The sequence below is a fragment of the Rhodanobacter hydrolyticus genome, from assembly GCF_044904645.1.
On record NZ_JADIKK010000008.1, the window covers coordinates 2632785 to 2650200 of the forward strand.

General features: G+C 61.6%; 15 protein-coding genes. 14 read left to right on the plus strand and 1 reads right to left on the minus strand.

Features of this window, described 5'->3' with window-relative positions; translation table 11 throughout:
• Window positions 1-376: 376 nt before the first annotated feature.
• Together ISP25_RS14490 and ISP25_RS14495 are read left to right on the plus strand one after the other, a co-directional pair.
• The gene (locus ISP25_RS14490; RefSeq protein ID WP_404614856.1) at window positions 377-3019 is read left to right on the plus strand and encodes a TonB-dependent receptor; all 2643 of its coding nucleotides are present in this window, start codon (window positions 377-379) and stop codon (window positions 3017-3019) included.
• Between the two features lie 94 nt (window positions 3020-3113).
• Window positions 3114-5126 carry a tetratricopeptide repeat-containing sulfotransferase family protein gene (locus ISP25_RS14495; protein ID WP_404614858.1) on the plus strand — a complete coding sequence of 671 codons (2013 nt, stop codon included), beginning with the start codon at window positions 3114-3116 and terminating at the stop codon, window positions 5124-5126.
• A gap of 590 nt (window positions 5127-5716) precedes the next feature.
• Here the strand turns inward: ISP25_RS14495 and ISP25_RS14500 are convergent.
• Window positions 5717-6976, minus strand: a complete 1260-nt coding sequence (locus ISP25_RS14500) for a DUF5690 family protein (RefSeq protein ID WP_404614860.1) — start codon at window positions 6974-6976, stop codon at window positions 5717-5719.
• A gap of 471 nt (window positions 6977-7447) precedes the next feature.
• Between ISP25_RS14500 and ISP25_RS14505 the strand changes: the two genes are divergently transcribed.
• The 12 genes from ISP25_RS14505 to ISP25_RS14560 all read left to right on the plus strand — a co-directional run bounded on the left by ISP25_RS14505 (window position 7448) and on the right by ISP25_RS14560 (window position 17354).
• Window positions 7448-9859 (plus strand): alkaline phosphatase family protein, encoded by a 2412-nt coding sequence (locus ISP25_RS14505; RefSeq protein WP_404614862.1) that lies wholly within the window; start codon window positions 7448-7450, stop codon window positions 9857-9859.
• 110 nt (window positions 9860-9969) lie between these two features.
• Window positions 9970-11232, plus strand: coding sequence for a cytochrome-c peroxidase (locus ISP25_RS14510; RefSeq protein ID WP_404614864.1), 1263 nt, complete (start codon window positions 9970-9972; stop codon window positions 11230-11232).
• A gap of 312 nt (window positions 11233-11544) precedes the next feature.
• Window positions 11545-12204 carry a hypothetical protein gene (locus ISP25_RS14515; protein WP_404614866.1) on the plus strand — a complete coding sequence of 220 codons (660 nt, stop codon included), beginning with the start codon at window positions 11545-11547 and terminating at the stop codon, window positions 12202-12204.
• A 113-nt stretch (window positions 12205-12317) separates the two neighbouring features.
• Window positions 12318-12752 carry an SEL1-like repeat protein gene (locus ISP25_RS14520; protein WP_404614868.1) on the plus strand — a complete coding sequence of 145 codons (435 nt, stop codon included), beginning with the start codon at window positions 12318-12320 and terminating at the stop codon, window positions 12750-12752.
• A gap of 162 nt (window positions 12753-12914) precedes the next feature.
• Window positions 12915-13319: a toxin-antitoxin system YwqK family antitoxin gene (locus ISP25_RS14525; RefSeq protein WP_404614870.1), complete on the plus strand. Its 405-nt coding sequence runs from the start codon at window positions 12915-12917 to the stop codon at window positions 13317-13319.
• Window positions 13320-13471: 152 nt separating this feature from the next.
• Entirely contained in the window at window positions 13472-13771 is a 300-nt protein-coding gene (locus tag ISP25_RS14530; protein WP_404614872.1) for a hypothetical protein, read from the plus strand.
• 56 nt (window positions 13772-13827) lie between these two features.
• Window positions 13828-14355: an SLOG cluster 4 domain-containing protein gene (locus ISP25_RS14535; RefSeq protein WP_404614874.1), complete on the plus strand. Its 528-nt coding sequence runs from the start codon at window positions 13828-13830 to the stop codon at window positions 14353-14355.
• Between the two features lie 140 nt (window positions 14356-14495).
• Window positions 14496-14804 carry a hypothetical protein gene (locus tag ISP25_RS14540; protein WP_404614876.1) on the plus strand — a complete coding sequence of 103 codons (309 nt, stop codon included), beginning with the start codon at window positions 14496-14498 and terminating at the stop codon, window positions 14802-14804.
• A gap of 69 nt (window positions 14805-14873) precedes the next feature.
• A complete protein-coding gene (locus ISP25_RS14545) occupies window positions 14874-15305 on the plus strand; it encodes a hypothetical protein (protein WP_404614878.1) in 432 nt (143 codons plus the stop codon).
• Window positions 15306-15655: 350 nt separating this feature from the next.
• Window positions 15656-16150, plus strand: coding sequence for a hypothetical protein (locus tag ISP25_RS14550; protein WP_404614879.1), 495 nt, complete (start codon window positions 15656-15658; stop codon window positions 16148-16150).
• A gap of 477 nt (window positions 16151-16627) precedes the next feature.
• Window positions 16628-16978 carry a DUF3147 family protein gene (locus tag ISP25_RS14555; RefSeq protein WP_404614881.1) on the plus strand — a complete coding sequence of 117 codons (351 nt, stop codon included), beginning with the start codon at window positions 16628-16630 and terminating at the stop codon, window positions 16976-16978.
• 28 nt (window positions 16979-17006) lie between these two features.
• Window positions 17007-17354, plus strand: a complete 348-nt coding sequence (locus ISP25_RS14560) for a VOC family protein (protein WP_404614883.1) — start codon at window positions 17007-17009, stop codon at window positions 17352-17354.
• The last annotated feature ends 62 nt before the right edge of the window (window positions 17355-17416 follow it).

Sequence of the window (17416 nt, forward strand, 5' to 3'; positions counted from 1 at the left end):
CTGGAATGGGCATCGTGAAAAAAGCAGGGATCAAACCCTGCTTTTTCATTTTCGATCGTCCCGTCCGCACGCATCGCTTTTCAGGACAACAGCGGACCACCGGCCCGTGCGAGCAGTCACGCGACACCAATCACGCCGCGCAATTTCATGCGCGCTTCCACGCGAAGCGCGCGCCCTCGTTCGCGTGCGCGAAAGATCTCCCGCAGCCGTGCGCATTCGCGAAGCCATGCACACCGGCAAAGGCATAGACAGCCGACGAACTTGGCTAGGCCAAGTCACAGGCGTTTCATCGCCGTTCCCTAGCCTTCCCCGGGTTGCAGCATCAGGCCTTTGCGCCGGCACTTTTCCGTTAATACACCCTTGAGGGGATGCCATCTTGAAGATCAATCCAATCACCTGCGCGGTATTGGCCGCGCTCGCGGTCAGTCGCGTGTCCTACGCCGACACCACCACGCCTCCCGCCCCGGCGACTCAGCCGGCTACCGCGTCCGCCAACTCCAACGCGGCCAACACGCCCAGCGCGGCCAACGCAGCCACGCTCGGCACGGTCAACGTGACGGCGCAGCACACGGTGCAGGACATCCAGCAGGTGCCGATCACGATCCAGGCATTCACCGGCGCCACGCTGCAGCAGATGAACGTCCAGGACTTCCAGGACGTCATCAAGTACCTGCCCAACGTGACTTTCGCGACCAACGGTCCGGGCCAGGGCAACATCTACATGCGCGGCCTCAGCACCGGTTTCCTCGGCAACCAGTCCAGTGCGTCGATTGCACCGTTCCCGAACGTCGCGGTGTACCTCGACGACCAGTCGATGCAGTTCCCGGCGCGCAACCTCGACATCTACATGGTCGACATGGAGCGCCTCGAGGTGCTCGAAGGCCCGCAGGGCACGCTGTTCGGCGGCGGCGCCGAGGCGGGTGCCGTGCGCTATATCACCAACAAGCCCAATCTCGACAAGGTCAGCGGCAGCGCCGAGGCCAGTGCCGGCGCCACGGCCGGCGGCGGCCCGAACAATTCGGCCAACGCCGTGCTGAACTTCCCGATCATCCCCGGCACGCTCGCCGTGCGCGGCGTGATCTACAACGATCATCAGGGCGGCTACATCGACAACGTGCCGAGCACCTACACGCGCCAGGCCACCGATGGCGGCGGCGCGATGGCACCTTACGTGGCCGCCGGCAGCGCCGCGGGCACCAACAACTATTCCGTGGCGCAGAACAACTGGAATCCGGTCGACTACCAGGGCGCACGCCTGTCCGCGCTGTGGAAGATCAACGACGACTGGAACTTCCTGATCGCCGAGAGCTACCAGAACCTGGACGCGAACGGCCAGTCTTCGACCTACCCGACCGGCACGGACGGCCAGAAGCTCGGTACCGACCAGATCACCTCGTTCGTGCCGGCCTGGAACAACGACCATTTCACCAATACCGCCTGGACCTTGAACGGCCAGATCGGCGACCTCTCGCTGGTGTACACGGGCGGATACACCAATCGCCGCATCAGCGAGCAGCAGGATTACACCAGCTACTCGCGCAGCGCGGGCGGCATGTACTACCAGTGCACCGGCACCTCGGCCGGCCTGTCCAGCGCCGGCAAGCCGATCTGCTATTCGCCGGTCGGCTACTGGAACGACCACGTCAACAGCACGCACCAGAGCCACGAGCTGCGTCTGATGACGCCGGAAGACGGCCGCCTGCGCGCCATCGGCGGCCTGTACTACGAAGATTTCAACATCAACGACCGCATGGATTTCAACTACAAGACGATCCCGTCCTGCACGCCGGCGAACCTCACCGCCGCGCTGGCCGGCGGGTATCCCTGCGTGGCCGACGCGGAGTCATCGCCGGGCATCGTCATGCCCGACAACACCGCGTTCGGCGAAGTCGAGAAGCGCGGCTACAAGCAGGAAGCGGTTTTTGGTTCGCTGTCGTATGACATCGTTCCGGACGTGCTGACCGTGACCGCCGGCACGCGCTACTACCACTACTCCGAGTGGCAGACCGGCACGGAGTTCTACACCACCGCCGCGCAGGTCAACGTGCCCAACGGCACCTACGTGGGCAACGACTCGGTGATGAACTACCACCAGGATTACCACGGCTTCAAGAGCCGCGCGAACCTGCTGTGGAACATCACGCCGGACATGATGCTGTACTACACCTTCTCGCAGGGCTTCCGTCCGGGCGGCTTCAACCGCACTACCTCCGAGGTGGCCAAGCTCGACGGCGTGCCGCAGTACAAGAAGCCGACCAGCTACGCGCCCGACACGCTGACCAACAACGAGATCGGCTTCAAGTCCACCTTCTTCGACGACCGTCTGCTGCTCAACGCCTCGATCTACGACATGCGTTGGAACAACGTGCAGATGCAGTTCTTCAACCCGCTGGTGCTGGGCAACACCACCTTCGCGGTCAACGGGCCGAACTACAAGGTGGACGGCGGCGAACTGCAGTTCCAGGCGCGCATCACCGACGGCCTGTCGCTGATGGGCTCGGCCTCGCTCAACCATGCCAAGCAAACCAACTCGCCCTGCCTGGTCGACAACATTCCAGGCTCGGCCGCCTACAACTCCTGCATCGTCGCCACCGGCGCGGCAGGCGCGGTGTCGTCCTTCGCCAACCCGTTCGGCGAAGTGGGCAGCGTGCCGGCCTTCTCGCCGCGCTCGCAGTACAACCTGCGCCTGCGCTACGACTGGACGCTGGCGGGCGACTACAAGGCGTTCTGGCAGGTCGGCGCCAGCCACATGGGTTCGATGTACAACCAGCCGGCCACCTACCCGAGCGGCGATGGCGTGACCGACATCACCACGGTGGAGCTGCGTTACCTGCAGGCCGCCTATACCACCTACGATGCGTCGATCGGCGTGGCCAAGGACAACTGGAACATGTCGATCTTCGGCACCAACCTCGGCAACAGCCACGCCAGCACGTTCACCTCGTCGGCCGAGTTCATCGAGTCGCAGGTGCCGATCCATCCGCGCGTGATCGGCGTGAAGGTGGGCTTCAAGTTCTGACCTGCTTGTCTCCCCGGGCAGGAAAGTAGAATTGGGGTGGGCGCAAGCCCACCCCGTTTTTTTAAGGTCGTATTCTTTGAGGTTGTATTCCGTCATGAATGCCAAGGCAGCCGATCCGCTTCCGACCTCGGCGGAACACGCCATCCGGTGTGCGCAGCAACTGCAATCGGAAGGACGCTACGCGGAAGCCTTGCAGGCAGCCGAAGCGCTTGCCGCGGAGATGCCGGAGCATCGCGACGTGCTGTACCTCATCGCCAGGAGCCAGCGCTACCTCGGCATGACCGATGCGGCGCTGCAGACGCTGGCGCGGATGGAACAGTGGCATCCCCACTTCAGCCGTCTGCACGAGGAGCGCGGCCACTGCTACGTCGTCAAGCGCGATGCGCCTGGTGCGATCGACGCCTTGCTGCGCGGGGTCAACACCAATCCCGCCTTGCCTTCGAGCTGGAACCTGCTCGAAGGCCTGTACCGCATGACCGGCGACGCCGCCAATGCAACGACCGCCGGTGCGCATGTCGCGACACTCAAGAAACTGGCGCCCGAAGTAGTCCGCGCCACTAGCCTGTTCTCGGACGGCGACCTCGGGCACGCCGAGCACACCATCCGTCCCTACCTGCTGCGGGTCGGCAACGACGTGGAAGGCATGCGCCTGCTCGCGCGCATCGGCCTGGCCCGCGAGGTGCTCGACGATGCCGAGATTCTGCTCGAAGCCGTGCTCAAGCTGGCACCCGATTACCACATGGCACGCTTCGACTACGCACAGGTACTCTTCGCGCGGCACCTGTACCAGCGGGCCTGCGAGGAAACGGAAAAGCTGCTCGCCATCGATTCCGAACATCTCGACTACCGCGCGCTCTACGCCAGTGCGAGCGTAGGCCTTGGCGAACACGAGCGCGCCATCGCCCTGTACCGCGAGCTTCTGCGCGACATGCCGGGCGCAGCCGACCTGCACCTGTCGCTCGCGCATGCGCTGAAAACGCAGGGGCAGCAGGCCGAGGCCATCGAGTCCTACCGTGCCGCCACGGCAGCGCGCCCCGACTTCGGCGATGCGTATTGGAGTCTCGCCAACCTCAAGACCTATCGCTTTTCGGACGACGAGATCGCGCGCATGCGCAGCGGGGAAGCATCGCCGGCCACGGCGCTCGCCGACCGCTACCACCTGTGCTTCGCCTTGGGCAAGGCGCTCGAGGATCGTGGCGACCATGTCGGATCGTGGCAGCACTACGAACGCGGCAATGCGCTCAAGCGCTCCGAGAGCGGTTATCGCCCTGAGATTTTCGAGACGAATACGCGCAAGCAGATCGAAGTCTGCACGCGCGAATTTTTTGCCGGCCGCGCGGGCGCCGGCGATCCGAGTGCGGACCCCATCTTCATCGTTGGCCTGCCGCGCGCAGGCTCCACGTTGATCGAACAGATCCTCGCCTCGCACTCACAGGTCGAGGGCACGCAGGAGCTGGGCGATATCCCGCGCATCGCGCTCGACCTGCAGGGGCGCGACCCCGACCTCGACGATCCCCGCTATCCCGGCGTGCTGGCCGACCTATCGTTCGACGAATTCCGCAGGCTGGGCGCGAAGTATCTCCACGACACGCGTATCTACCGCAGCGGCAAGCCGTATTTCATCGACAAGATGCCGAACAACTTCCGGCACCTTGGCCTGATCCACCTGATGCTTCCCAACGCAAAGATCATCGATGCGCGGCGCGAGCCGATGGCCTGCTGCTTCAGCAATTTCAAGCAGCTGTTCGCCAGCGGCCAGGAGTTCACCTACAGCATCGAGGACATCGCGCGTTACTACCGTACCTACCTCGAGCTGATGCGGCATTGGGACGCGGTGCTACCGGGGCGTGTGTTGCGCGTGCATCACGAGGACGTGGTGGACGATCTGGAAGGCAGCGTGCACCGCATCCTGGATTTCTGCGGCTTGCCGTTCGAACCCGGTTGTCTGGAATTCCACAAGACCGCGCGCAGTGTGCGCACGGCGAGTTCCGAGCAGGTGCGGCGGCCTATTTTTCGCGATGGCATTGGCCAGTGGACGAACTATGCCGCTGAGCTGGCTCCGCTCAGGGAGATGCTTGGCGATGCGCTGGTGCGTTATCGCGAGTGATTTTTCATTCGCTGAAGCTTTTGTTGTAGCAAGGAACAAGGCGGTTTCGATCGCCTGCCGGCGCTCGAGTCACTTCTCTTTGCTGGCCCACGCCACCGCAGGAGCGGTGGCGAACGGCGAAGCTGACCCGAAGGGCGGAGGACAGGATGCCCGGAGTCAAGAGAAGTAACCCAGAGAAACGGCCTGGTTCGATCCGCCCGAACTACCAGCGGGCTGTGTCGAGGGTATGGGAACTGCTCCCGCCTACACGATAGACGGCACGTCCACGCCGCGCCGTATCTGGGAACTGAGGGCCAAATGAAACCGGCTTCTCATATGCTCGTCATTCCGGCGTAGGCCGGACAAGCGCAGCGCGTAGAACGCCCGAAGGGCGGCCTCGGAGGGGTGAGGGTAGCGAATCATTCAGTGGCGAAATGGCTCGGACTCGCGCGGCCGCTATTGGATATCGGCTTGCTGTTGTGCAACGCCTTCAACCAGAGCTGCGAGGAGCAAGGCATTCATTTCAGCTCTTCCTCGTGCCTTCCTGGCTTGCATGCAAACGACTCAGCGCGAGGTGCTCGGAGTTCGAAAAGCTCCAGAACCGTTATGCCTCAAGCCGCCGCCGGCAGCGCCACCGGTACCTTCGCGCGTCGCGCCTTCTCGTAGAAGTAGAGCGCCGACACCAGGGTAATCAACATGCCGATGCCCGACAGTGTCATCACCGTGTCGGCATAGAACGATGCCCACGAAAGGTGCATGCCGCCGAATTCCTTCACCAGGATCACCAGCACGCTGCCCATGTATCCGCCGCTGTCGGCGATGTACATCATGAAGCCCACGTTGCCGGTAACGCGGAACGTCGCCAGCATGCGCTCGAAGAACGTTGCGTTGTATGGCACGTAGGCCAGATAGAGACCGAAGCCGCTGAAACCGACCCAGCCCACCGGATCGATCATGCCGTGGCGGTGCAGCCAGGTCGAAAAGACGGCGATGGCGAAGCCGCCGAAGATCAGCGCGTGGTTGAGCATCAGCGCGCGGAGGTTGTCGCGCACGGCCATGGTGAAGGCGGTGATGATCAGCACGGCGATGGCGATCGGCACCTCCGTTTCGGTGAACACCGAGGCGTCGCCGCCGCGCCCGAGGTCGGCCCAGATCTCCGCCGCGAAGTTGTCGCGGAAATCGCGCGTGACCGTCAGCGCCACGTAGGCCATCACGATCATCGCGATGCCGGGCAGGAAGCGCGCCAGGAACGCGCGCCGCGCCGCCGCGTCCATGGGAATGCGCACGCTGCGCGCCGCGATATCGGCGGCATCGGGTACAGGCAGGTGTTCGAGTATCCACGTGGCCAGGCAAAGCGGCGCGACGAACGCGGCTCCGGTGGCGAACGGCATCCAGAATTCGCTGACGTGGCAGCTCACCATCAGCCAGGTGCCCACCGACTTCACCACGCCCGACCCGACGATGAAGCTGGCGCACATGCAGGCGCCCATCAGTTCCGTGCCGCGGCGACCTTCGAGGTAGCCGAAGATCACGCCCCACACCATGCCCAGCGGCAGTCCGTTGAGAAAGAGGAAGGGGATGTTCCATGGCGCGGGAACCAGCGCGAAGCCGAGCAGGGCGAGCCACGAAAAGCCGATCAACCCTGCCAGCGTGCGTGCGCGGCGCTGGCGCTGGATTTCCGCGATCCAGGTGATTCCGCGCACCTTGCTGAGCATGTAGCCCATCACCTGCGCGATCACCAGCCACACTTTGTAGTCCACGCCGGCGAGGTGCATGCCTTCGAACGTGGCGGCCGTGAACGGCTTGCGGAAGGCGTACATCGACGCATACGCCAGGAACGCGGCGCTGCCCGCCACCAGGTTGATCGTCATGGGATGACGGCGAATACGCGACAAGAACGACACGAGGGCCACCCGAAGCCAGCCGATCCGGCAATGTCGAAAGCGTGACTGGCGCGGGTTACAGTCGCGTGGCGGCGGCTAGCTGCCCGGGCGGTTCGGTCTAGGCCGCGATTTCTTGCAGCCATGGCGTGGTGGATGGATGGTCGCGGGCGGATCGCGCACACTCTTCCAATGTGCATGGCAGATGACAGCTTGCCGCCAAGTAGCGGATGGGTGCGCACCGTGCCATGCCGCGGTCACGTGGACGCAAGCGGAGTTTCACAAAGCCTGACCAGCATGACGACCCTCCGCCGCCATGCTTGCGATAGGGTGGTCCGTGATGGACCGCGTGGGGGGCTTCGGGTTGCGCCCGGACGCGAGCATGCATGACCGTTTCCACCGTGCATCCGCCGCCGGCCTCGTGCCCCGCGGCGGATGTCCATTCGCCTGCCGAGATCGCCGATGAAGCGTTGCCTGTTGTCAATCGCCCTCCTGCTGTCGCTGACCGCCTGTCACCCGCAAGCCGTTCGAAGCCATGTCGCCGTCGACGGCGCCGTCGGTGGCGCGGTGCCGATGGTTGGCGTGCCGGTTACGGCAACGGATCATGCGGGTCGCCGCGTGGTGTCCGTGGTGACGGATACACAGGGCCGCTTTTCGTTCGTCCTTGATGGCGTCGGCCCCTTCGTGCTGACCGCGCCATCTGGCGATGACGATGGTGCGCCGGCCACCTTGTCCGCGGTTTTCTCGCCCGCGGCGGGGCAGGCATCGGCCGTGGTGAACCTCGATCCGGTCACCACGCTGCAAACCCAGCGTGCCTTGGGCGCGGTGCTGGACGGCGCACCGGATACGGTGCAGATGACCGGCCTCGATGCCGTGCGCATCGCCAATGCGGACAAGGATGTCGCCGGTGTGCTCGCGCCGCTGTACGCGGCGTTCCATGTGCCGGCCGATGCGGCGAATGATAGTGCCGGCGGCACGTCGTCCCATGCCGATGCCGGCAATCCATGGACTGCGTTGTTCTCGGTCGTCCACTTCGATATGCGCCATGGCACCGTCAGCGTGGGCAGCGATGCCGACCGCGCCGTCGTCTCCGTTCCCGCGCAAGGCGCGCCGTCCGCGGCGGTGCCGGCGCGTGCGGCCGCTTCGGCGCTGGCCCTTGCGCAGGGAGCGACCACCACGCCGATCCAGCACGTCATCGTGGTGATCGGCGAGAACCAGACCTTCGATGGCCTGTTCGGCGGCTACGTGCCGGCGCCCGGGCAATCGGTGAAGAACCTGCTGTCCGAAGGCATCATCAAGGCCGACGGCACGCCCGGACCGAATTTCGCGCTGGCCGCGCAGAGCAAGGGCACGCCGTCGCAGGCCTACACCCTGCAGCCGGAACGCGCGGGCAGTTACGCCACGCTGCCGCAGCCGCTGCAGATCGGCGAAATGGATCCGGTCACTTTCGAGAACGCTGTCGGCACGCCGGACACGCGCTTCCCTGGCAACCTCCCCAACGGCCCGTTCCAGATCACCCGCTACGTGCCGTACCGCGACGCTGGCAAGGACGGCCTCGCGGCCACCGTGGTGACCGGTGATCCGGTGCACCGCTTCTTCCAGATGTGGCAGCAGACCGGTGGCGACAACGCGCGGCTCGACATGTTCACCTGGGTGGCGGCGAACACCGGCATGGGCGGCGACACCAAGGGCGTGAGTCCGGCCAACCCGGCGCAGGGCGGCGAGCTGATGGGCTTCATGAACATGTCCGCCGGCGACGCGCCGTTGTTCCGATCGCTGGCTCAGCACTATGCGCTGAGCGACAACTACCACCAGTCCATCATGGGCGGCACCGGCGCCAACTTCTTCGCCATCGCCACGGCGGACGCGCCGTTCTTCAACAAAGATGGCCAGCTCGCCGTGCCGCCGGCCAACCAGATCGAGAATCCGGACCCGATGCCGGGCACGCCGAACTTCTATACCCGCGACGGCTATTCGGGCGGTTCCTACGTGGACTGTTCCGATCCGAAGCAGCCCGGCGTGGCCGCCATCCGCGCCTTCCTCGACGCGCGGCATATCCCCAGCAAGTGCGCGCCCGGCGCCTACTACCTGGTGAACAACTACAACCCTGGCTACGACATGGACGGCCGGCCGGAACCGATCGGTCCGGACAACTACACCTACCCGCCGCAGACCGTGCCGACCATCGCCGAGGCGCTGGCGAAGCGCGGCGTGAGCTGGAAGTGGTACACCGGCGGCCGCGACACAGCCGACGTCGCGGCGGAAGCATCCGCATGGCACGTATCGGTGGCGAAGGCGCAGATGCTCCAGTACAACAACATCGGCGATCCGCTGGTGGCGTCGTCGAAGGTGATGGGCGACCCGGCGCTGAAGTCCGGCCTTGCCGGCCTCGCCACGCTCGACAGCGACCTCGCCCACCACACGTTGCCGGCGGTGTCCTTCGTGGTGCCGATGGGCTTCGACAGCGGTCATCCAGGCTACTCGGCGCCGGCCAGCTACGAAGCCTTCCTCAAGGACCTGCTGGCCAAAGTGCAGGCCGATCCGGCGCTGTGGGCGCATACCGCGATCCTCATCACCACCGACGAAGGCGGCGGACACTTCGACACCGGCTACATCCAGACGGTGGACTTCTTCGGCGACGGCCCGCGCATCGCGATGCTGGCGGCCTCTCCTTACGCCCGCAAAGGCGTGGTCGATCACGCATACGGCGATCATGCCTCCATCCTGAAATTCATCGAACGCAACTGGCGCCTGCCGCCGCTGTCGCCGCGCAGCCGCGACAATCTGCCGGATCCGGTGGCCAAGGTGGGTCATCCGTACCGACCGATCAACGGTCCGGCGGTGGACGACCTGATGTCACTGTTCCAGTTCTGAGCAGGTATCGCGCCGCGGGCGACGGGCGCGCATTGGGCTAAGCCATGCAGGGTGGGCGGATAAAGAAACCTCGCAGCGGACCCGGTTGGATCAGGGCGGCAGTTGTCGTGGTGCTGGCGATTGCTGCCACGGGCATCGCGGGTGCCTGCTTTCCGGTGGTCGCACGCGAACACGCGGCTGCATCGATGGACACGGCGCGCGATGCCGCCATTCGCCAATGGGTGCGTTACCCGTCCGTGCCGTCGCAGTTGAGTCCGCAGGCGGAAGTAGGGCGACGACTGTTCTTCGACACGGCCCTGTCCGCCTCGGGGCGCACGTCCTGCGCCAGCTGCCACGACCCCGCGCATGCCTATGGGCCGCCGGATGGACGCGCAGTACAACCCGGTGGCCGGGACCAGCACCACGCGGGCACGCGCGCGGTACCCTCGCTACGCTACCTGGACAATACGCCGCTGTTCAGCCTGAACTATTTCACCCCCGGCTCCGAAGACGCCGAATACGAAGGGCCTACGGGCGGCTTCGGTCGCGACGGCGCAGCGGCCTCGCGCCGGCAACAGGCGGCCAACCCCTTGCTCGATCCGGACGAGATGGCCAATGCGACGCCTGCGGCCGTGGTCGTCGCGGTGCGCGACGGCGTGTTCGCGCATCAGTTCGAACAGGCCTTTGGCGCAGGTGTGTTCGAACATCCGCGTCAGGCGTTCGACGACGTCGGTGCAGCGCTGGAAGCTTTCCAGATCGAAGACCCGAGCTTCCACCCCTACACCAGCAAGTTCGACGCGGTGATGTCGGGCCATGCCCGCTTCACCGCGCAGGAGTTGCACGGCTACGCGCTGTTCAATGACCCGAAGAAAGGCAACTGCGCCTCCTGCCACATCGATGCGCCGGGACCTGGCGGGAGACCGGCAGCGTTCACTGATTACTCCTACGAGGCACTGGGTGTGCCGCGCAACCGGGCGATTCCGGCCAATCGCGATCCGCGCTACTACGACCTGGGCCTGTGCGGCCCCAAGCGGAAGGATCTCGCCACGCAGACGCAGTACTGCGGCATGTTCAAGACACCAACGTTGCGCAACGTCGCTACGCGCCAGCTGTTCTTCCACAACGGCTATTTCCACACGCTGGACGCGATGATGCATTTCTACGTCGGGCGCGACACCGATCCGCGGAAGTGGTATCCGGTGGTGGGCGGCAGGGTGCGGAAGTTCGACGACCTGCCGCTGCGCTATCGTGGCAACGTCGATCACAGCGATGCGCCGATGGATCGTGAGCCTGGCGACAAGCCTGCGCTCGACGCGCGTGAGATCGCCGACGTAATCGCCTTCCTTGGCGCGCTGGATGATGGCTACACGGCCAAGGCTGGTGGGGCGCCGTGATCGGTGACATCTTGCTTGGGAGGTGAGAGGTGTCGCATTCGCGAGAGGACTCGATTGTCCCTGGCGCTATTTTTTTAGTACTTCGGAAACAGCTGTCAGCCATTCTGTTAATGCCTGATCATTGCGCTATGAATCCCCTGCCCATTGTGGTGATGCGGACCACCATCTTTAGTAGATGGCGTGAGGCAAGCAGGGGCGTCGCAAGAATTTCCTTGTTGACGTGAGACACCATGTGCCATTAGTTCTAAAAGGGCGCTGCGTGCAGTGCGTGGCCTCAAACGTGACCCCTCGTTTCCCATAGGAAGAAAATTTATGAGTGGATTCAAGCGGGTTAAGGTTCTTGGTGGCGCGGTTTTTATGGCGGCCATTATTATCATTTGTGCAAGTTGCACAAATTCAATGTTTATTGATTCAAGGGATATTACGAGTGGGGAAATTGAAGGATTTTCAATCGGAATGACCAAGAAGGATATTTTTTTGATTGCACAACAAAAACATGTGCATGCAATTCGTCCATTATTGAATCCATCCCTGTACTTCGATTATTCAAATTTTGATGCTTTGGCGCCCATTGGAAATGGGAGGTCGATAGAACTGGATGACATGCACAATCTGAAGGTGATTTACACAATTACAAATTGTAAAGTGAGTGCGATTAAAGTGCTGGGATTGGTTAGCGCTCCTCCATCAATCTCTATCGGCGATTCATGCGATAGTCTTTTTGCTAATCTGAAAAAGATTGTAACTGACAATCATTCATCACGAGTTCACGAAGTAATTAGCAGCCACAATGAATCATGGTTCGTCATTGACTCACAGCAAAAAGACAATGCTTATTTGGTAAATTCTTATGATGTATGGTCTTTTGAAGTTAGCACGATTAAGCCAGCGGGTGCCGAATTTGTCATATATTTCTCTGAAGGAGTGGCGGTTCGCATATCATATAAACGGCCGAGGATACGGCTGGAATGATTTTCTAACGACGCGCCGGACTGCTCGCACTGACCTGCTCCCCGGCGCCATACCAAGCAGTCTGATTATTCGAGGCCAGGTAAATTCGTCCAATTCCCATCAGGGGGCTGATTATGATTTGTGCTTTGATGATTGGATTTGCTTTCCTTTTCACGGGAGAGGCGCAACAGGGTGCGAATTCACAACCGAGCACTTCCCCTATTCCCATGAGTGGCAGCGTTGATGTTCTGTCAAAGGCTGCCTTATGGGGAGATGCTACTGCTGCCTGGCAGTTGATGGAGTACTACATGTACGAGAAGAATATGGACCCGAAATATAAATACTGGACGCTCATCGGTGCCGAAAATGGGGATCCGGGCGCGCAATTCAATGAGTACAATATTCTTTCAGGCAGTGATGATCCAATGGATTGGAGGCGGGCCTATTATTGGTTGAGGAAGGCGGTGGAGAATAGAGCTCCATATTCGAAGATAGAAATGGATCGATGCTTTCCATTCGGCCATTTTGAGAGCATGAAGAAAGAGTGTTTTGGATCACGCCGCCCGTGATGGAGGCGAAAACAGGAGAAAGAATGCATTTTCTCGAAAACTCTAGTCTGCATCCTGCCTCGCGTGCATGGTGCGTGCGAGGGGCCGGTATGGCCTTTGCATGAAAGGAAGTCCCACTGCGCTACCAAGGTGGTCAGCGAAGGACATGAATAAGGTCGCGTCATGTGCAACGAAGAACCGATTATCTGCAGAAGACACTGGCCAAACGGCCAAGTGAAAGAAGAATGGTCCGAAGTCAACGGACTGAAAGAGGGTTGGCGTCGTTTTTTCCTTGAAAGTGGATTCCTGTTCTCTGAAATGGAGTTCCGCAATGGTGATGGCAACGGTGTAATTCACGAATGGCGCGCGGACGGGTCGTTGAGACTAGACGCTAACCTCAAGGATGGGGAATTCCACGGAAGCTACAGGACGTGGTGGGCCAATGGTCTGCTGATGGAGGAAGGTGTCTTTGACAACGGTAAACATACGAAGGGCTTTCGTTATTACACCGAGAGCGGGGAGCTTTGGAAAGAAGTTCAAGATGATTTTATAGCCCCTCCTCCCTTCTCTAGCACTGATATCTCATAGCCGTCCAACCTGAAAACGGGGAGCGTACCAGTTGCGTCAAGAATGGACTCGGCCTTTGAGTGCGACTTTCTGATTGGGCTTCCAGAGGGAGCGGTCGCTGAAAACTTGGCTGATCGACTCCGGGAACGTTGCTCAAGGCATGCATAGTGGACATGTACGACCAACAAGGAGACGGCGTGGTTAGCAACGCAAAGAAAAGAGGTGAACACGGCGTCGCCTGCAGCTTGCTGAGATTGTCTGATGGGCGCCTTCGGGTAGTGCTGGACGACATCAGGAATCTAGCGCCAGGTGAGTTGGGTCCATGGCGGCACGAAGTCTTTGTGGCGTTCAAGGATTACGAGCGGGAAGAGCTGTCTTCACTGGATCTTCCGGAGGAAGAGTTGGCCGCTTTCGGTCACGCCGTTCTGGCACGTTTGCTTGCGGCAAATGGCCTGCTACCGTCGGAGTCGTAAGGTCCGCTTTCGACCCGAAGCGGACATCGCCGACATGTGCAAGCACAAGGACACATATGACTACTGGCATCCGTAGGCCTCAGGTTTGTGTGCTGGGAAGTGCGGAGCCTGGATCCAGGGCATACGACCTGGCAGGAGACGCGGGGCAACTGCTCGCCCGGTTGGGGATTACCGTAGTCAGCGGGTGCGGCAGTCCTGCGACCCGCATAGCGGCGCAGCGCGCTCAGGCTGCTGGCGGGCTGGTCGCCAGCATCATCACCGATGCCGACATGCCGCCACCGGACTGGCCGGCAACGATCGTCATACCGTGTGGAATGGGCGATGCAAGAAATCTGATCATGGCGCTCGCCGGTGACGCGTGCATTGTCATCGGGGGCCGCGCCGGCACGATCTCGGAGGTTTGCCTTGCCTGGCTTCATCGCCGGCCCTTGTTGCCCCTCGCGGGTTGCGGCGGTTGGTCTGATGGGCTGCTGCAGAATCCACCAGATGAAAGGCAGAATTCGCCCATCCTGCCGTGGGGCTCTGTGAAGGCGCTTGAGCATCAACTCAGCGCGCTTGGCCTGGTGAAACCTGACAAAGGGTAGGCTGCCGCAGCTAAATGAATATGTCCGCTTTCGACCCAAAGCAGACCGCTCCGATAGGCGAGGGAGAGGAAATGAAAAGGCTCTCAGCCAGACAATCCGTGTACGCCAGGCCCCTTACGGGCAAGGCAATCCATCGAGTCATGGCTACCATTTTCCCGAAGAAAAACGACTTTGGAGATGCTCCGTTCGATGAGCTTGTTCCGGAGTTGGCGCGCTTCGGCATCGTGTCTGTTGGTAAATTTAGGAGCCTCATGACGAGGCACAGACGGGCCCTTCTTCATCTCGATCGGAGTCCATTAAGCACATGGGAGCGACGGCACGCGACCGAGGAATACGGAAAAGAGTTTGTAACCGATGCAACGCGGCGTCAGTACTGGTTCGCGTATCCGGCGCTGGTACGAACTGCAGCTGAGATGGAGTTCGGTGAAATCGCCGCAATTTACGAGTGAAGTGTCCGCTTTCAACCAATAGCGGACAGTTTTGATTCGTGCGTAGTCGCTCTGGACAAAGGTAGTCGCGTGCCGCATCCATCCGACCAAATCAAGCTGCTGATCGAAGGTAACGCTGAAGAGGTGCGCCGCCTTCATGGGCGCATCCACGAGACGCTTGCCTTTAGGGACGTAAGCCCGAAGAGGCGCGAGGAGTGGAAGCGAGCTTGCGAGGACTTCCATCGTCGATATGACGAGCTGTCATTCCCGGGTGGATATAAAGGTGCAAGGGATCGCCTTGTCGCTGGTGATCCGGAAACGATGGAGGCGGCCATCTGCTTTCTTGAACTAAGACCTTATTTCTTTCGATCTGGCTATATGTTTGAAGCGCTTCTTCGCAAAGCGAAAGATGCCCCGCTTAGTGTCGAACAACGCGCCCGACTGCAGTTCGTTGCCGATAGCTTTCGAGCTTGGAAGGCCTCGAAGCGTGAGAGGAAGCGTCAAGACGAAGTGGGTGTTTGAGAAACAGGGGTCGACGGCCTAACGGCATATCGCCTTCACGCGAGCCCCGTTCTACGATGCGTTTCCCTCGCCACGTCAGACGACGAAGCCATACTGCAGTACGCATTCAACCTGGCGCCCAGCGCCGCGCTCGACGGTGGCAAGGCGTGGGCGCTCGTTCCGATCCCGCTGGCGGAGCGCCGCAAATCAGCCAAGCCTCCGCGCCCGGCAGAACCACGCAGGTATAGAAGGGAAGCTGAAACCAGGGGTACGGTTACGAAAGGTCCTTGGGGATCAAAAGACGACTGACCTGGAGGCGTTGTAGCTTGGAGCAGGTCGGCGGGGCGACGGGATTAAGGAGTCTCTATTCTATGAAGGCATTTCTTGCTTTATTGCTGGGCCTTATTTCACCCGTTGTTGCCGCTCAAGGGCATGGCATCACCGTGCTGTCATCAGGCGTGGTGCTTGAGGGAGGACGGCATCTTCTCAAGATGCAGGTCTGGAATTGCACGAATCACGAGATCGAAGTCCCCCTCGGTGAACTCCCATGGGCGGGTAATACCTTAGGTCTCGTTCTCTATCCTGGCGGCAAAATAAGCGGCGTCCCGTTAAAGGAAGAGTCGCCAATCGCTGATTTCCCAGCTACTGGAATCAAGATCAAGGCAGGTGGACACATAGAGGGCGATGCCCAGCTGGAGCCGCGATTTGGCGACCTTAGCCGCTATGACAAGGGTGATGGGCTGCTTGTCTTTTGGTCGTATGACGTGAGCTGGATTACGGGAGGTGAACCGATGTTCGCCGTCGGTGTGGTTCCGCTAGGGAAGATGAAACTCGTTGCGCCAGGCCGGAAGGCTGGTTGTCAGTAATCGGTGATAGATACAGTCGGGTGGGTGGTTTCGTTGGTGAAGGCTGCCCGGTGTGCCGAGTTCGGAGCTGCAACCGCCGAGCTGTCAGCTCGATCCGTGAGGAAAATAGCTCGGGCCGACAAGCTTTTTTCTCGACCTGTGCAGCTCTCAGCTCGGCCCATCGAGAAATTTGCTCGGCGCGTCGAGCAAAAAGCTCGGCGTTTCGAGCTTTTATCTCGGCGGCCCGAGCTGTAGGACTCGGCGCGCCGAGCTCTTTTCTCGGAGCGCCGAGTTATTTGCTCGGGAACCCGAGCTCGGCGCTCGGCCGACGCAGTTCGCATCTCGGCCGCCCCACCTCAAACGTCCGACCAGAGCCGGCTTCCCAGGGAGAAAGTGCGCTAGGCATGGATCAGCCCAGGCCAGCGCGGCGACGGCATATCGCCTTCACGCAAGCCACGTTCTACGATGCTTTTCCCTCGCCACGGCAGACGACGAGCCATGCTGCAGTACGCATTTAAGGTCATCGTGTCGGCCCTCATCATCGTGGCCGTGTCGGAGCTGGGAAAACGCAGTTCGTTCTGGGGCGCGTTGCTCACGTCGCTGCCGCTGACGTCGCTGATGGCGTTCATCTGGATCTGGCGCGATACGGGCAACGTCGCGGCGATCGCATCGCTGTCGCACGGCATCTTCTGGATGGTGATCGCGGCGCTGCCGCTGTTCCTGATACTGCCGGCCTTGCTCCGTAACGGAGTGGGGTTCTGGTCGGCGTTGGGGCTTTCGTGCCTTATCACCGTCGGTGTGTATTTCGTGCTGACGTGGGTGCTGGGGCGGTTCGGCGTGCGGATCTGATGTTCCGTACCATCGGAGGAAGACCGATATGCCCAAGTCTCTCGATCACATCGCCCTGGTGGTGCGCGAACCCGCGCGCAGTGCGCAGTTGTTTGCGCAAGTGTTCGACGACGCGCGGGTGGAGCCCGGCGAGGGTGACCACGACACCCTGGTCTGGCTGGGTGGCGTCTGCCTGGTGCTGGTGCGCGGCGAACCGCCGGCCACGCGCAACGGCGACCACATCGCTTTCGCGGTGGACAAGGCCGAGTTCGCGGCCTGTGCGGAGCGGCTGCGTGCGGCAGGCATCGCGTGCTTGATGGCGCGCGGCGATAGTGCGCTGTATTTCGACGACTACGACAACCACGTGTTCGAGCTGGACGTGGTCGAAGGCGGCTGAGGCCTGGTTTATGGCGGCGGGTCGCGAATAGATGCCGCTGATGTCCTTCGACTTCGCTGCGC

Bases quoted from the DNA above. Each gene is read 5' to 3' on its own strand.
- ISP25_RS14495 (WP_404614858.1), top strand. From the start codon at position 3,114: ATGAATGCCAAGGCAGCCGATCCGCTTCCGACCTCGGCGGAACACGCC.
- ISP25_RS14500 (WP_404614860.1), bottom strand. From the start codon at position 6,976: ATGACGATCAACCTGGTGGCGGGCAGCGCCGCGTTCCTGGCGTATGCG.
- ISP25_RS14505 (WP_404614862.1), top strand. From the start codon at position 7,448: ATGAAGCGTTGCCTGTTGTCAATCGCCCTCCTGCTGTCGCTGACCGCC.
- ISP25_RS14515 (WP_404614866.1), top strand. From the start codon at position 11,545: ATGAGTGGATTCAAGCGGGTTAAGGTTCTTGGTGGCGCGGTTTTTATG.
- ISP25_RS14520 (WP_404614868.1), top strand. From the start codon at position 12,318: ATGATTTGTGCTTTGATGATTGGATTTGCTTTCCTTTTCACGGGAGAG.
- ISP25_RS14525 (WP_404614870.1), top strand. From the start codon at position 12,915: ATGTGCAACGAAGAACCGATTATCTGCAGAAGACACTGGCCAAACGGC.
- ISP25_RS14530 (WP_404614872.1), top strand. From the start codon at position 13,472: ATGTACGACCAACAAGGAGACGGCGTGGTTAGCAACGCAAAGAAAAGA.
- ISP25_RS14535 (WP_404614874.1), top strand. From the start codon at position 13,828: ATGACTACTGGCATCCGTAGGCCTCAGGTTTGTGTGCTGGGAAGTGCG.
- ISP25_RS14540 (WP_404614876.1), top strand. From the start codon at position 14,496: ATGGCTACCATTTTCCCGAAGAAAAACGACTTTGGAGATGCTCCGTTC.
- ISP25_RS14550 (WP_404614879.1), top strand. From the start codon at position 15,656: ATGAAGGCATTTCTTGCTTTATTGCTGGGCCTTATTTCACCCGTTGTT.
- ISP25_RS14555 (WP_404614881.1), top strand. From the start codon at position 16,628: ATGCTGCAGTACGCATTTAAGGTCATCGTGTCGGCCCTCATCATCGTG.
- ISP25_RS14560 (WP_404614883.1), top strand. From the start codon at position 17,007: ATGCCCAAGTCTCTCGATCACATCGCCCTGGTGGTGCGCGAACCCGCG.